The organism is Streptomyces guryensis, assembly GCF_021261325.1.
In the GTDB taxonomy this organism is placed as follows: Bacteria; Actinomycetota; Actinomycetes; order Streptomycetales; family Streptomycetaceae; genus Streptomyces; species Streptomyces guryensis.
On sequence record NZ_JAJSBI010000001.1, the window covers coordinates 825849 to 841002 of the forward strand.

Here is a 15154-nt window from a genome sequence, read left to right on the forward strand (position 1 = left end):
CACCGGCCGACAGGAGCCCTGCCACCGCGTGTCATGCTGTGACGATCTTAGGGGGAGGGTGACATGACCGAGAAGCCGCTGACGCACAAGCAGGCACTCGCCGCAGTGATCCAGGCGCTGGGTGGCACCTGGGACACGGAGCGTGCCGTACTGGCCCTACGGGTCTCGGGGTACCAGCCGGCGAACGACGAAGCCGCGGGCAAGGAAGCCCGCCGCAACCTGCGCGAGCTCGCCGACGACGGTCTGATCGTGAGGCCGGACCCGGACCAGGCTGTCTACCGGCTGGCGTAAACGCCACCACGGGGCTCCGGCGCGCCGTCAGGAAGCAGCGGGCTCCTGGAAGCCGTTCGTTTTGATGTGGGCGATGGCTGACGGATGGGTGGTCAGGCACTCGCCGCACACCCGCCAGTGATGAACGCTGCCGTCACGGAACTTGGTGCGCACCTCCGCGACGAGCTTCTTGTCGCACTCGCCGCTCGTGGCCATGGAACAGATGACCTTGTCGTGTTGCTCGAACGCCGGAATGTAGGGGTGGATCGACAGGATCGGAGAGAGCATCTCCCGCGCTGCTGCATGAGGCATGACACGGGAGAGTAGCGACGTGGCTTCGCCGGGCGCCTACGCGCCGTGTAATGCCCGGTCGGCGGTCACGACTCGTCCTCGTCTCCCAGCTCGTTGACGAGTGGTACGAGGAGCGGGTGGACGGAGAACCCGGACGCGCGGCCGCCGGGGTCTGCGTCGTATTCGGCCTTCAGGACCTGGACCGCCGACTCCGAGATCTTGCCCAGGTTGCGCAGCAGGCCGGTGATGCGGGTGACCGGCTTGGTGAAGCCTCTGAGGGAGCGGCCCTCGGAGTAGTGACAAATGTCGTAAACGCTCTTGGCGTCGGCGACGCCGTCCATCGCGGCGGCGTACTTGATGACGTCGACCCTGTCTCCGTAGTTCTCGTAGGTCAACCGGTCGAAGAGTTCCTGGAGCGCGTCGGTCGTCCAGCCGCCGTAGGCTCCGTCGTCGGTCCCGATCCGTTCGACGCGTTCGATGTCCTCGACGGACCCCTCCCGGAGACCGAACTCCAGGATCGGTGAGGCGACTTCCAGGAACCGCTTGGGCGTCAGCATGAAGAGCCGACCGCCGCCCCGGGTCCTGAGCTCCTCGGTCAGTTCCGGCCGGGGGCCGCGGTTGAAACCCTGCTCCTTACGCCACCAGTCCTCCTTGACATCCGCTGTCACGAACAGCACGTCACACTGGCGGCGGCCGGCCTCCCGGAGGATCTGCTCCCACACGAGATAGTCGGCAGCCGCTCCCACGCCGTCCTTCGTCTTGTCCATGTAGCCCGGAGGCAGTCGCTTCTCGACACGGCGCATGCCCTCCGTGATCGCCTTGTCGTAGTCCCGCTGACTCAGTGGGGCACCGACCCGGCCGGCGAGCGCGGGCTCCAGTTCCGCGATGACCGGATCGGAGCTCGTGTCGTGGGTGATGTTCTGCCACTCACCCTCGCCGACCTTGACAATCGCCTCCTGCACGTCGTCGAAGACCTCGTTCAGCTGGCTGCGTAGGCGGTCGGTCTCCTCCTCCGGCAGAGCCACGCGATTGGCCCAGGTGCGCAGGGTGCGTTCTGCTTGGGCTGCGTGACCGGCCATGTCCTCGGCGGCCTGCGCACCGGACGACCGTGCGTCGCTGAGGGTGCCCTCACGGTTCCGCCAGAACTCCACGAGGACCTGGTGCGGCACCCATAACCGGTCCTCCACGGCGCCGAGCGCGCGCAGCAGGTCGCCGCGGGCCTGCTCGGTGTAGCGGTAGAGGTTCAGCAGGACGTTGGCGTCTGGGGCCACCAGACCGTGGGTCAGTACGGAGGTGAAGTCCTCGGTGGTCGGGGTCCGGAAGGCGCCGAAGTCGTCGAAGAGGCCTCGGTTGTCCGCCCCGGCCGTCGTGTCCTCTGCCACTGCTCCACCGTCGTCGCCGTATGCCGCCTTCGAGGGGCGTACGGTCTCGACCCCTCGCGTTCGCCTGCTTGGACCGTAGCGCGTAGAAGGGGACCAGGGGCAGTGAACGGGCAACTCTGGCAGGCCTGTTGGACAGGAATTCCTCGTCAAGTGGGCCGGTGACCCACCTCGGCCCAAACGGTCTTGCCGCTCGGCGGATGTGGTTCGGTGCCCCAGCGGTCGGCCAGCGCGCTGACCAGGAATAGACCGCGGCCCGTCTCGCCGTACGTCGCCGAGTCGGTGGGTAGGACGGGGAGCTGCCCGCCCTTTGCATCGGTGACTGCGATGCGGAGGAGGCCGGTCGTGGTGTCGAGGGTGAGGGCGAGCCGGAAGTCGCGGCCCTGGACGCGGCCGTGCAGGGCCGCATTGGCGGCGAGTTCGGCGACGATCTGCTCTGCTCGCTCGGTCACGTCGGGTGACAGGTCCCAGGCGCGGAGCTGGGTGGTGGCGAGGAGGCGTGCGAGGCGGGCGCCTCGGCGGGTGGAGGACAGGAGCTGGGCGAACGTGGCAACGGTGCAAGGTGGTTGGGGAAGGGTTGCGTTCATGGGGCCACCGTGGCGGGTGCGTGGGGGCGCGATCCAGGAGTGACGCCCGTACGGTGCGTCAGCGTACGGGCACATTCTGTGGACGGTACGCGAGGTTTTCCGTCACGCTGGGTGCCGTCGGGTGCGGGGCGACGGACGTGTGAGTCGCGTGTACGGAGCGGGAGGTGGCCGCGTATGACGGGCGGCATTGACATCATGGCCGAGGGCGGCTGCGACGAGGAGCCAGCCGGCGGTGAGCCGGATCGTGAGCCTGACCCCTCGGACTGTCTGCGGACCTGGGGTGCCGTCCAGCAGGCGCTGCGTGAGCACGCGGGATACAGCAGGGCCGAGTTCGCGGATCTGGTGTGCTTCTCCAAGCACACCGTGGAGTCGGTGGAGCTGGGGCGGAGGATGCCCGACGAGTCGTACGTGGTGCGGTCGGAGGAACTCCTCGGGAACACCGGGGCGTTGCGGAAGTCGTCGAAGTACGTGACGCGGGGGCGGGGGGATGTGGGGCTGGCGGCGTGGTTTCGGCAGTGGGCCCGGCTGGAGCGGGTGGCGGAGAGTCTGTGCACGTATGAGTGCAGGCTGGTGCCGGGGTTGTTGCAGTCGGAGGGGTATGCGCGGGCGGTGTTCGAGGGGACCGTTCCGGTGGCACCGGACGACCAACTGGACGAGTTCATGGCCAGGCGCATGGAGCGGCAGAGGATGCTGTTCGAGCGACCGACCATCCCGTTCAGCTTCATCGTCGAGGAGCATGTCTTCCGGCGCCGGTTCGGGGACGCCGACCAGATGCGGGGCATGTTCGATCGCGTGCTGGAGTTGAGCGCGCCGCGCAACGTGACGCTGCAGATCGTGCCGCTTGAGGCCGGGTTGCACGCGTGCCTGGACGGTGCGTTGCAGCTCTTGGAGACCCCCAAGGGGCAGCGGCTTGCGTACTCGGAAGGGCAGCAGAACGGCCGTCTGATCTCCGACCCGAAAGAGGTGAGCTTCCTCTACCAGCGCTATGACACACTGCGCTCGCAGGCCCTCAACTCCAAGGACTCCCGGGGCCTGTTGGAGCGACTTCGAGGAGAGCTATGAGCGCGACGGAACTGGCCTGGTTCAAGTCCAGCTACAGCGGCAGCCAGGGCGACAGCTGCGTCGAGGTCGCCTTCCGCGAACAGGCTGTCTGCGTACGCGACTCCAAGGATATGACGCGTCCTCACTTCGTCGTCGGGCATGAGGAATGGGCGCGGTTCGTGGGGTTCGTGGCGGACGTCTGAACGAAGTCAGCGGTGCTTCCATAGGCCGTAGAGCCGCAGGACATCAAGCTGCCACTGGGCGTGCAACTCGTCTTGTGAAGCGGGCAGTTCCCGGCCGAGCGAGTAAGCCACGTGCCGGTACAGCGGGTGCAGTTCCCCATTGTTCGTGGTTACCAGAGCGGAGAGAAGCGGCTCGCTCATCGGGGTGTCCGCGTCAGCGAGGACCAGAACCTCCCCCTGGTCGTCCGGGTGCAGATGCGGAAGTTCCACGCCCGGACGATGCCGGATGGTGGACCAGGTTGTGGTGGTGCCACCGTGTGCGGCGTCTTCCAGCGCGGCGCGGACGATGGCCGCGAGTTCGGAGAGCTTCTCCCTGCTTGTCCGGGACTCGTGGTCCGTCTCGGGATCAGGGACGCTCACCTCATTCCGCGACGCGGTCAGATCGTCAAGTCCTTCCTCGCTGGCTCGGAGAGCTGCTTGGACGTCCTCCGGCAATTTGCCGTGGTACTTCCTCTTCAGTTCCTTCGCCTTGTTCAGTTCGTCGCGGAGGGTGCTGGCCGCTGCGGCTCCGTCCTTCTGTGCAAGGTTGTCGAGCAAGGGACGAAGTTCTGCCAGGACATTCTCGTTCTCGCGGTCCCGGACCCAATCGCTCATGTCGCGCAGGTGGTTCCGGTACTTTGCCTGGTTCTCAGGCGTCAGTTTCGTACCGTAGACCCTTCCCGCCTCCTGCCAGACCCGCTTGGCTTCGGCGAGTTCGCCGGTCTGACGGGCTCTGTCGAATCTCCAGCGGAGCCCCGTGAGCGTGCCAATGGCAGCGACTTCGGAAACGTGAGCCTGGAGTTCGGAGCCTGATCGTGCCTCAGGGGCGGATGCGGCATCGGAGGGTCCGGTTCCGACGGTCTTCCGTCGGCGCTCGGCGTCCGTGTACGCGTCGCGGATGCGGCCTACCTCCAGTTGCCTGGCCCAGTGGACCTCGCTCGCGAGGCCCGGTACCGGACGGCCATGCCGCTGAAGGATCGCCGCGAAATACGGCAGCGGGTTGCCGTCCTCGGCGACGACGAGGGCCGCGTACATGAGGCCCCCATCCTGGAGTGGCTCATCCACACGGAACAGGAGGTTGGCGCACCGCTCGTCCGAGAGAAGCCGGAAGGCGAACCCCGTCATTTCCGAGAGTTCACGCCAGGTCATGTCGGCGGCACCGTTCTCAGCGCGTGCCCTGAGGTGCTCACGCAGTGCGAGTACGAGCTGAAGAGTGGGAAGGCTCGCGGGTGAGATTGGCTCCCGACCAAGTTGGGGTTTCTGAGGCTCTTGCACTCCCTGGGGATGACCCGCAGACGCGGGCGGGGCCTTCGCCGCCGCTGCCTTCCGGCTCGGCGATGCCTCGGCCCGGCGCGCGCCGCAGAGCTGGTACACACGCTCCAGCTCCTGCTGATGGATCCGATGAACCTCCTGTGTGGACGTGCCCGGGGCCCAGCCCAGCGCGGTGAGCACATCGGCGAAGAAGGATGCCGGTCCGTCGCCGCCGGTAGTGAGCAGTGAGGACAGCACGGGTCTGTCCTGGGTTCGGGGGAAGTCCATTGCCACGAGAAGCTTGAGTCGGTGTTCCGGTGTGATCGACTCTGCGCCGTTCCCTATCGTCCGGACGAGCGTGGGCCAGGCAACCCGGCCACGGGAGCGGGCGATGCGCTCCAGGTTTCGACGGAGGGAGGCGACCATCTCGGGGTCGCTGAGGCGTGGTCGTAGTACGTCGGGCGCCGGTGTGGGCCGTGAGGTTTGAGTGTGGCCGGTAGCCGTCGACTCGGGCAGCGCCGGCCTTAGTCCGTTCCAGGCGGCAGCCTCCCGGGCGTCGAGGCGTCGCGCCCGGCTCGCGAGGATGAGCCAGGCAGGGGTGTCTTCCGGGGCGCCGACGTCGGCGCCGAGGGGGGTCAGCGTCACCCCGTCCCCGAGGAGGTACACCCTCGATGGCTTGGGGGTCGGAGTGATCGAAGGAAGGACGATGCGGGCCTGGAGCACTGCCGCGCCCGCGGGCTGAATGTCCGCGTCGTAGACCCGCCCTGTTGTTCCCGCTGGTGGGCGTACGTCGTTCCGCGGTATGGCCCCTGTGAAGGCCACGGTGTCATCGGCCAGTTGGAAGAAGACCTGGGCGGCTGTGGCAGCCACCTCGGACGAACGGCGCGGCATGACGCCCTTGGGCGTGTGCGCCAGGCTCGGCGTGACGATGCCCTCGCGCGTCATCGAGCACTCGGACAAGGTCGTCCACTCGATGGTGCCACCGGGAAGCTGGGTACCGACGCGCACCTCACGCGTGGCGCCGACGGTCCGGCACTCGATGCGAATCGCGTAGCCGTGAGTCTTCACCCGGTCGTAGGCGAGCATGCTGTCCGGGCCGAACAACCACTCGACACCTTCAGCTCCCTGGGCGAGGTCTTCTGCCTCCTGCTGCCACTGCCGGAGGCCCAGCCGCGCCAGCTGAACGCGTACGAACTGCCGCCCGCCGGACAACCGGAAGTCCACGGTCCCGCCCGGCCTGTCCCCGACCGTCCCGTACGACGCCTTGGCCTTCCGGTGGTTCTGCTGGGCGAGCCATTGGGTCAGGGCCTGGCCGATGTAGAGATGGTCGGCGCTTGACTCGCCGTTCGCGGTGCGGCGGCAGTGGACGGGCGGTCGGTGGGCGAAGTGGCACTTCTTCTCGGTGTACCGCTTGGGAGTGAGTTTCTTGCCACAGCCACCGAGGAGGGTTCCACAGTAGAACTCGTCGCGCGAGCGGCCTCGCATGAAGGTGTCGAACTCGTCGTGGTCGTACGGGAGGAACACTGGTACGTCGGAACCGGCACGTCCGATGACGGCGGTTTGGACTTTGCGGGTGTCTCCCTCGTCGGGGAACGATGTCATGACACGACTCCGGGTGGGCGATGAGTCAGGGCTTACGGCGGGAAGCGGTACCGGCGATCGTCACGGCGGCGTGGTCTCCCGCTGGCCTCGCCTGGGGGCCGGGAGAACGCCACTGGGCGGGCGCGCGTGAGGGGACCCCTCGGTCAGCCTTTCGCGTCGCGTTCTTCCCCGTCGCCGCCCCCGCCCCGGCGGCGCACTCGCTCAGCGATCCCACTGGAGAGCCTGCCCGTAGTCGTTCTTGCCCGGTCGAGGGTCTCGTTGCCGAGGCTCTTGGCGGCACCGACGCCCTTCGCTCCAGTCTCTAGTGCCCTGTCCCTTACCTCAGTCGCAGCTACCGCCCATCGTCTTGTCTCCGACGACCGGCTACCGGACTCGATACCGAGCCTCCCGTGGAGGCCATGGATGCCAGTCACGACATGGTTGCTCGACTGAACGACTGCTGGGGACTTGGTCGGGTGCAGCAGCACCTTGGCGTTGGCCTCACCTGCGGCCGCGTTCATCCGGTCCAGCAGACGCTCGGTACTCCGCGAGATGAGTTCCAGGCGATTCTGCCGGGCGATCCGAATCCCGATGCGATGCCGGTCCAGTTCCTCCGGAGCCGCGTCCAGCACGCGGTCAAGTTCGAGCACTGCGACCGCGTCCTGGAGTTGAAAGCAACGAGCCAGAACGGCGAGCCATTCTGGCGCCTTTGACTCGGCTTCTTTGGCCGCCGTCGCGAGATCACCGACCTTGGTCTTGCGCTCCATCTTCTCCGCGAGCGCGTCGAGTCGACGTAGCGCGTACGCCTGGGTCGTCGCGATCGTCTCCGACGTGTTCTGTACCTTCGACCACGTGATCTCGGAGACCCGACCCACCTGCTCCCGGATGGTCATCGCCTCACCGATCACGAGCTCCACTCCGACCATGCCCGCCAACGCCTTGTCCTCCTGGGCGCGGAGCACGTCGGTGACCTTCTCGTCAATCTTGGCGAGATAGTCGGTGATCTCGTCCATGGTCTGCTGCATCGAAAGCTGTGCCATGATCCCCGCGGCCCCAGCCAGACGCGCCGGGTTGGTCAGGAACGAGCCGGCCCCCTTCTCCGTCTGAAGCCAATTCTTGATCGAGCCAGGTTTCCCCACCATCACGTGGCTGATGCCTGGCGTCTTGCTGTCCATCAGCCCGAACTTCTTGACACGCTGCGCGGACTCCTTGGTCAACTTCACCCAAAGGGCGGAGCCGGCAGCAATGTCCGAACCTGCCTGCGCGGCTGCAGCCCCGGTACCGAAGACGGACTTGAGCCTTTTCGGTTCACGGCCCTTTGGTGACAGCCCTTCCGAGACGAGGAAGCGTTCGACGTCCGCCGCGTTCCCGATGACCGCCAGTCCGTCACCGTCACTGATCAGCTGTATCTCGTTGTCCAATGCCCGCTCCTGAAGTGGCATCTAGCAGTTGAGGTGGTCGGGATGCAGCGGCAATCGCCAGCGGTCAGGCGGGGTGTCGTGGGCCGTGACCCGGGGGCGGGATGAGGGTGGAGGTGTAGTTCTCGCCTTCGACGAGCGGGTTCTCCAGCGTGAGGCCGGCGGCGGCCATGCGGTCGTACTCGGCGAGGATCAGTTCCTTGGTGCGGTACGTGCCGTACTTGGCCTCGTCTTTGCGGCGAACGATAGGGAAGGTGTTGAGGATGTAGCTCGCATCGGCCCGATTGATCCCGTAGAGGTGGAAGAAGAAAGCGTCCAACTCTGCGCGGATTGCGGAGCGGCGGTCGTCGTCCCAACGGAAGGGGGCACCGGTATCGCCAAGATCACTGGCATACCCAGTCATGTCGTACGCCGTGTAGGAACCTTCGAGTACGCGCGGAACCAAAAACCCCAAGTGTCGGGCGAGAGTCTCAGGAGCGAGAATCGGAAGTTGCTTGGCAATGAAGAAGTTCAGGTGCACCCCGCCCATCTTGAGGCGTGCGACGAAGTCCACGATGAAGGATGTCAGGCAACCTTGGAGTCCGGCAAAAAGCTGCACATCGCGCACGAATGCTGCCGATAGGGCCAGGGTATTTCCTACCGCTGCTCGCGGGAGAGGAGTTACGATCACCGTTCGCTCGTTTGTGGAATTAGTAACGTCGCGCCATCCGAGCAGCCAGGTCCTTTTCCAGTTTTTGGAGGAGAGTTTCATGTCGACCTCCCGTTGCTCAACCCAGTACCGCGGGAGGATTACAGTCGAAGGATCCTGCTTTTCGGTCAGGGTGATTTCCTGTGTGACTCCATCCTCTTGATAGGTTGCCCATCGGTGATCGAAGTGATGAATCATTTTCGCCTCATAGAGAGGCATGGCAAGAGTATTGCTTTCTCTCTCGATATAAGTGTTGCCTTCGAGCCTCCAGCCGGAAGCTTCCAGTTCAGCACGCGTCCGAAATAGATGAGATTCGTGTGACATGTTGAACAGGCCCTGCATGAAGGTTAGGCCCCATGGATTTCCACCCTGTGCGCCCTCGCTGATGAGTACGGGAACTCTGCGGTAGACGCTGAGGGTGATTTCGGCATCTCGGCGGGACCGAAAGATCGGGCAGGTGCCGGTATTGGGGTTGAGGAGTTCGATCTCTTCAGGTGTCAGGGTGAATGCCTTGGCGGCATCGTCGAGTTCCGACGGGTCGTGGAGGAAGAACGCAAAGGTGGCGGCTGCCTCGTGGAGGGCCCGACCAGCGAGCGACAGGATGCAGAATTTGAAGGAACGGTGGACTTCAGGGAATATTGGCGCTGCGTTTTCGAAGTCATATAGTGCGGAGATGGAGCCTTGATTAACTAGGTCCTTAAAGAAATACTGCGTCCTGGAGTCCGTTGCGACCCCGGTGGGAACGATGACGCCTACCCGTCCGCGTGCCGCCATCAGGATACGATCTGTCTCCGCAAAAACAGCGTACCTATTCAGGTTTCCCTGGCCCGTGAGTGGAACTCGCCCGGACCTGCGCAGAAAATGACTCTCCGCATAAACGGCCCGCTTGGCCGCCGCATAATTATTGAAAAGCGAAAGTGTATCCGGGTCATCCTGGAGCTTAGCGATCTGATTCTTCCGAGCGCTGGCATTGGAGACGGCCGCGATCTCCGGTGCGCTCTGTGCGAAGAACTCTTGCTCCTTAAGTTCCACGCTGTCCCACGGCGGGTTCCCTACGACGCAGTCGAAGCCCCCCGCCCAACCAGTGTCCGGCGACACACCCCGATCATCTTCTGGAACGGAGAACACCTCGGGGAACTCCAGGTGCCAGTGGAAGAAGGAGAACTGCTCACGCAGGCGCTTGATCTCGGTCTTGGTCTCCTCAGCCACTTGCTTACTGCTGGGTTCCTCCAGGGCCTTGAACACTGCGTACGTCACTGGCCTCGGCGCCTTCGGCGTCTTGAGCCACACGAACGCCGCGCACCAGGCGTCAGCCACGAGTTGCGCACGTCGATAGTCGGCAGAGCCGGTCCACTTCCCGTATGCCTGCTCCTGGCGGCGCACGTCAGGCAGATCGTCAGCCTGGGTTAGGGTGATCGCGCGCAACCCGCTGGCGAACACGGTGTTGGCGACGTTCACTGCCTCCCCTCCCAGGTCGAACAGGCTGCCCTGGCCCACCCGCTCCTGCTGGTTGATCTTCTCTAGGGCCTTCGCGTGCTTCTTGTCGTCGCCCTCCGTCGCGATGAACGCCTCGTCGGGGATGCCATCGCGGAGCAGCTTGGGCGTGGCGCCGATCAGGCCGTTGCCGTGCTTGACGTGCGCGTCGAGGAAGCTCAGCGGCTTGCCCGGTTCCAGGGCCTCCAACCACAGCGACACCTTGGCCAGGTCGACGGCCATGGGGTTGAGGTCCACGCCGTAGATGCACCGGGCAACGACCTCATGCAGGGCGTGGCGGACCGCGTCCAGCGTGGGCTCGGGGTTGCGCTCACGAACAGCGGCCACCTGCTTGGCGATGCGCCGGGCTGCTGCCACCAGGAAGTGTCCAGAGCCGCACGCCGGGTCGCAGACCGTCAAGGACAGCAGCTCTTTCACGATCGCGTCCGCCGGATCGGCTGTACCCGCACGTGTGGCCGCTTCCTCGCCGCGCTTCACCGCATCCGCTATCACCGGGTCCAGGCTGGAGTTCAGCAAGCACTCGATCAGCGACGACGGTGTGTAGTAACTACCCGTCGTCTTACGGGTGTTGCCCGCCACGTCGACAAGCGCGAAGGTGCGCTCGGCTGCGCTGTACTTCGGCTCCAGCTCCAGCAGGGACTCATAGACCGACCCCAGTTCCTCCGCGTCCAGGTGCCGGTAGTCCACGGCCCGCCAGCGGCCTGAGCTGCCGTCCCGGACCTGGGACAGGTGCCGTACGGCCGTCAGCAGTGCCTCGTTGGAGAGCTTCAGGTCGCGGAGCGGCGCGTCCGCCTCCGTGTCGTTGAAGAGGCCGCCGAGGCCGGGCAGGCCCAGCTCCGGGCGGCCCTTCTCATCGCCGAGAGCCGTGAGGACGATCCGCAGGGCCTCGTACAGGTCGCCGTGAGCCGTACCCCGCCGTTTCCTGGCGTGGGCGCGCAGCCGTGCCGACGAGAAGTACGCCTCGTAGCGCTCGCGTGCCTGCGGGTCTGCCTTCGGCGACAGCAGCGCGTCGCGGTCCTCGGCCACGAAGACGAAGAGCAGGCGGTACACCATGCGCAGCAAGGCGGCCTGCAGCGCCTTCGGACGGACGTCCTCCCGCAGCGCTGTGTTCTCTGGGTGCCGCAGGAAGCCGGTGCCCAGCGCGGTGATCGCCTCCTGAACGCCCTTGCGGAGCTGGTCCAGGGCGCGCGTTCCCGAGGCGATGGCCTCCGTGCGCCACTTCTCCAGCCAGCAGGAGGACGGCGCCGCCCCCTCCGCCACCTCGAACCGCGACGCGTGCAGCAGCCGGTACAGCAGTACGAACTCGCTGAACAGCTCGCCGTCGAAGATCGCTTCGAGGTCGAACTCGACGTACGACGCCGTGGCGAGCGCGCTGGAGTCGCGCAGCAGCCGCACCTGACGGCCGTTGGTCAGGACGCCCCACAGGTGGGCCTCCGTGCGGTTCAGGCACTCCTGGAGCATCGATTGCGGCGGGACCGTGCCGGGGCCGCCCGGTCGCTTGTCCAGCTCGGCGTTCCACGCCGTCTGGTGGATCAGGGCGTGGTGCCAGCGGTGGGTGACCGGGAACGTCTTCTCCGCGTCGGAGTCGGCGGTGATTCCCGCCGCGCCGATGTGCGTCAGGCGGCCGAAGCCCAGTTCTCGCCAGAGCGGGGTCAGCCAGTCGTTCTCCGCGAGCCCGGTGGGGTCGCTCGCCGGGAGGCCCGTCTCCCGGTCCTCCGGCAGGCGCTTGCGGACATCGCGCCACAGTGGCTTGAGGTACTCCCAGCTGCGCTCGGCCTCGTCCCGTACCGAACGGGACGATGGCAGGCCGTAGTCGGCCGGCTTGGAACCGGGGACGTCCTTGCCCTCGGAGATCCGGAGCAGCATGTCGGCCGGCAGCAGACCACCGATCGTGTGGACAGCGGTGAACACCTGGTTGCGGGTGGTGGCGGACATCAGGCGGACACTCCAGCGGTGACAGCGGCGGGGGCAGAGGTGGTCGCGGGCAGGTAGACGTACGCGCCGAGGATGTCGGCCGGCTTCTGGGCCGTGACCGACAGGCCTCGCACGATCTCGCCGGAGGCCGAACGGACCCGGCGGTGGGCCGCGTCAAGCTCGGCGGCGAGTTCGTCGCCGTACGACTCCAAGTAGCCGTTCACATCCGAGAGTTGGTCGAGGATGCGGGTCATCGCGCGCTCCCCGAAGTGCCGGTCGGTGTTCTCCGACGCCGTCGCGTCCAGCAGGTCGACCGCGCGTTCCTGCGGCAGCCACACCCCGTTCTTCGGCGCGCCCTCGAACGCCAGCAACCTCGCGTCCTCCGCAACCAGTTGCCGCTCGCCACTCCGTGACGGCAGCGTCAGATGGAAGCGGTAGCGCACCAGCAGCAGCGTCGTCCTCGTACTCACCGCGTTCGTCGTGATCACGCCGCAGCGGCGGGCAGGGCGCGCTCCCTCCGCCTGGGTGTCCAACGCCGCGTTGAGGACGTGCGAGGCCAGAGCGCCCACCACCGGGTCCGTGCGGACCAGTGCCGCCTCACCGCGCGCCACGGCAGGATCGGTCCGGAACGGGATCGCCCTGTCCTTCTCGATCACCTCCGCGCCCACCACCGGCGCCAGCGCGTCCCGCAGGCCCGCCGGAGTGCCACCCACCTGAGCCCTGAAGTCCTCGCCGTCGCCCCGGAGCACCGCTCCCAAGGCCCCCAGCGACTCCCGTACGAACGTGTGGATCTCGCCCGCGCCGCCCAGCGCCTCCCGGATCGAGGCGACCTCGCGGGCCACCTCCTCCGGATGGATCGAGCGCTGCGCGAACCGTGAGCGGGACGTACGCTCGCGCTCCGCCGCCGAGTTCCAGTCGCTCTCCAGCTTCTCCTTGCTGACCTTGAAGGCGTCCGCGCTGAACAGCGCGTCCTCGTTCTCCCGGCCCCGCATCAGCAGCCACTCCACGATCGCGTCCGTCACGCCCGTCGACAGCTCGTCGGGGACGGAGACCGAGATGCCGAGGTCCTTCTTGATCTGGCGGTGCTTCTTGATCAGCACTTCCAGGACCTTGCCGTCGATGCCGTTGTCGTCGCCGTAGAGGGTGATGACCCGGACCTCGTCGCGGCGCTGGCCGTACCGGTCGACGCGGCCCTCGCGCTGGTCGTGGCGGGTCGGGTTCCAGGCGAGGTCGTAGTGGACGACGGCGTCGAAGTGGTGCTGGAGGTTGACGCCCTCCGAGAGGCAGTCCGTCGCGATCAGGACCCGGCGGGCCGCCGCGTCCTCCCCGGCCTCCGCCGCCAGCGCCTCGATCCGCTCGATGCGCTGCTGCGGCGACAGCTCGCCGGTGACCGCCCTGACGACTGTCTTCGCGCCCAGGGGGCCGCGCTTCTTGGTCTCCGGGTCGTTCTCCAACTGCTCGGCCAGGTACTTCGCCGTAGGGATGTAGCGGCAGAAGACGATCGGGTTGTAGCCGTCGGCCAGCAGCGCCTTGAGGTGCTTGATGAGCGCCTTCAGTTTGAGGTCCTTCTCCGGGCCCTTCAACTGCTCCGCCAGCTCCGCGAGTTCGGTCAGCTGAGACTTCACCGGCCCTGTGCCGGCCCCCTCGTCCGTCTCCGCGCCCGGTGCCACGTCCATGCCCTCCAGTGCGTCGCTGTCCGCCGCGTCGCTGTTGAGGGGGGCACCCAGCTTGTCGGCCTCCTCGGCGCTCGCGGCGATCGCCGCCGCCGAACGCGTCGTCAGGGTCTGCGCGGCAGCCGCCGGCGACGACACCAGCGAGCGCAGCAGCGCGATCGCCGACCACCAGGCAATACGGGCCTCCCGCTTGCCCTGGCCGCCCGCCTGCTCGACGCGCTCGCTCGCGTAGGCGATCGCGTCGTCCAGCAGAGCCCGGTACTCGGGGGACAGCTTGTACGTCTCGTCCTTGAAGAAGCGGTCCGAGGGGAACGCGGTGCGCTCGGCGAGCGAGTCGTCGGCCAGGCCGTCCTCCTTGGTGAGGTACTGGCGTACGTCCGCCCGTTTGCGGGCCACGAAGTGCTGGGCGAGCTGCTTCCTGCCCGTCTCAGACTCCAGGTTCACGTGGGCCAGGTCGGGCCGGACCAGCCCGAGGAGGTTCCGGAACGCCGACTCCTTGCCGCTGTGCGGGGTAGCCGTCACCAGTAGCAGATGGCGCTCGGTGTCCTGCGCCACCCGGCGCAGCAACTCGTGGCGCAGCTGGCTCTGCGCGCTCGCCGAAGTGTCGTCGGCCGTCACGCACGTATGAGCCTCGTCGACGATCACCAGGTCGGGGCAGTGGCGGACGAAGTCGTCGCGGTGGCGGGTGGACTTGATGAAGTCCGTCGACACGATCACGTTCGGGTACCTGTCGAAGAGGGACTGGCCCAGGTCCAGGCCCCGCTCCAGGCGCGACACCGTCGAGGACAGCACCAGCTCCGCGTCGATGCCGAACTTGCTGCGCAGCTCCTGCTGCCACTGTTCCGCCAGCGCCGGGGAGCACAGCACCGCCAGGCCCGTCGCCTCGCCCTGCGCCAGCATTTCGCTCGCGATCAGGCCCGCCTCGATCGTCTTGCCGATACCGACGTCGTCCGAGATCAGCATGCGGACCGTCTTCTGGCGCAGTGCCATCAGCAACGGCACCAGCTGGTAGGCGCGCGGCTCCACCGCGATGCCCGCCAGAGAGCGGAACGGGCCCGCGCCCGAGCGGAAGCCGACGCGCAGCGCCGTGCGCAGCAGGCCGGCCGCCCGCTGGTCGCCGAGGTCGGAGGGCTCGGGCGGTGCGAAGCGAGCCTCCTCGACGGGCTCGAACGGGAGCACCGCCGCGATGTCGTCGTCCGAGCCGCCGAGCGGGCGCAGGACGAGCAGGTCGGGCTGGCTCTCGGGGAGTACCACCCACTCGCGGCCACGAGCCTTCACCAGCGATCCCGCGGAGTACGTGAATGCCATAGTGATCTTCAAATCCTCTTGATGCGCTCAGCGGGCGG

Annotated in this window: 10 protein-coding genes; 3 read left to right on the forward strand and 7 right to left on the reverse strand. The window is 66.8% G+C overall.

The window, feature by feature from the left end; all coding sequences use genetic code 11:
* Positions 1–63: 63 nt before the first annotated feature.
* Positions 64–291, forward strand: a complete 228-nt coding sequence (locus LJ657_RS03875) for a hypothetical protein (protein ID WP_232646747.1) — start codon at positions 64–66, stop codon at positions 289–291.
* Positions 292–318: 27 nt separating this feature from the next.
* Here the strand turns inward: LJ657_RS03875 and LJ657_RS03880 are convergent, their stop codons facing one another.
* From LJ657_RS03880 to LJ657_RS03890, 3 genes are all read right to left on the reverse strand, one after another.
* Positions 319–582, reverse strand: a complete 264-nt coding sequence (locus LJ657_RS03880) for a hypothetical protein (protein WP_232646748.1) — start codon at positions 580–582, stop codon at positions 319–321.
* Positions 583–647: 65 nt separating this feature from the next.
* The gene (locus tag LJ657_RS03885; RefSeq protein WP_232646749.1) at positions 648–1943 is read right to left on the reverse strand and encodes a PIN-like domain-containing protein; all 1296 of its coding nucleotides are present in this window, start codon (positions 1941–1943) and stop codon (positions 648–650) included.
* Between the two features lie 146 nt (positions 1944–2089).
* Positions 2090–2527 (reverse strand): ATP-binding protein, encoded by a 438-nt coding sequence (locus LJ657_RS03890; protein WP_232646750.1) that lies wholly within the window; start codon positions 2525–2527, stop codon positions 2090–2092.
* A 174-nt stretch (positions 2528–2701) separates the two neighbouring features.
* Between LJ657_RS03890 and LJ657_RS03895 the strand changes: the two genes are divergently transcribed.
* Complete coding sequence (locus tag LJ657_RS03895; protein WP_232646751.1) at positions 2702–3589, forward strand: helix-turn-helix domain-containing protein; 888 nt, start codon at positions 2702–2704, stop codon at positions 3587–3589.
* Positions 3586–3771, forward strand: a complete 186-nt coding sequence (locus LJ657_RS03900; protein WP_232646752.1) for a DUF397 domain-containing protein — start codon at positions 3586–3588, stop codon at positions 3769–3771. The genes LJ657_RS03895 and LJ657_RS03900 overlap by 4 nt, the downstream gene beginning before the upstream one ends.
* A gap of 6 nt (positions 3772–3777) precedes the next feature.
* On the opposite strand, the gene LJ657_RS03905 is transcribed toward LJ657_RS03900, so the two are convergent.
* The 4 genes from LJ657_RS03905 to LJ657_RS03920 form a co-directional block, all read right to left on the reverse strand.
* The gene (locus tag LJ657_RS03905; RefSeq protein ID WP_232646753.1) at positions 3778–6264 is read right to left on the reverse strand and encodes a hypothetical protein; all 2487 of its coding nucleotides are present in this window, start codon (positions 6262–6264) and stop codon (positions 3778–3780) included.
* Positions 6265–6785: 521 nt separating this feature from the next.
* Positions 6786–8042: a hypothetical protein gene (locus LJ657_RS03910; RefSeq protein ID WP_232646754.1), complete on the reverse strand. Its 1257-nt coding sequence runs from the start codon at positions 8040–8042 to the stop codon at positions 6786–6788.
* Between the two features lie 64 nt (positions 8043–8106).
* Positions 8107–12156 (reverse strand): Eco57I restriction-modification methylase domain-containing protein, encoded by a 4050-nt coding sequence (locus LJ657_RS03915; protein ID WP_232646755.1) that lies wholly within the window; start codon positions 12154–12156, stop codon positions 8107–8109.
* A complete protein-coding gene (locus LJ657_RS03920; protein ID WP_232646756.1) occupies positions 12156–15116 on the reverse strand; it encodes a DUF8741 domain-containing protein in 2961 nt (986 codons plus the stop codon). The genes LJ657_RS03915 and LJ657_RS03920 overlap by 1 nt, the downstream gene beginning before the upstream one ends.
* Between the last annotated feature and the right edge of the window lie 38 nt (positions 15117–15154).

Coding starts and splice junctions, on each gene's coding strand:
- LJ657_RS03875 (WP_232646747.1), top strand. CDS start 64: ATGACCGAGAAGCCGCTGACGCACAAGCAGGCACTCGCCGCAGTGATC.
- LJ657_RS03880 (WP_232646748.1), bottom strand. CDS start 582: ATGCCTCATGCAGCAGCGCGGGAGATGCTCTCTCCGATCCTGTCGATC.
- LJ657_RS03890 (WP_232646750.1), bottom strand. CDS start 2,527: ATGAACGCAACCCTTCCCCAACCACCTTGCACCGTTGCCACGTTCGCC.
- LJ657_RS03895 (WP_232646751.1), top strand. CDS start 2,702: ATGACGGGCGGCATTGACATCATGGCCGAGGGCGGCTGCGACGAGGAG.
- LJ657_RS03900 (WP_232646752.1), top strand. CDS start 3,586: ATGAGCGCGACGGAACTGGCCTGGTTCAAGTCCAGCTACAGCGGCAGC.
- LJ657_RS03915 (WP_232646755.1), bottom strand. CDS start 12,156: ATGTCCGCCACCACCCGCAACCAGGTGTTCACCGCTGTCCACACGATC.
- LJ657_RS03920 (WP_232646756.1), bottom strand. CDS start 15,116: ATGGCATTCACGTACTCCGCGGGATCGCTGGTGAAGGCTCGTGGCCGC.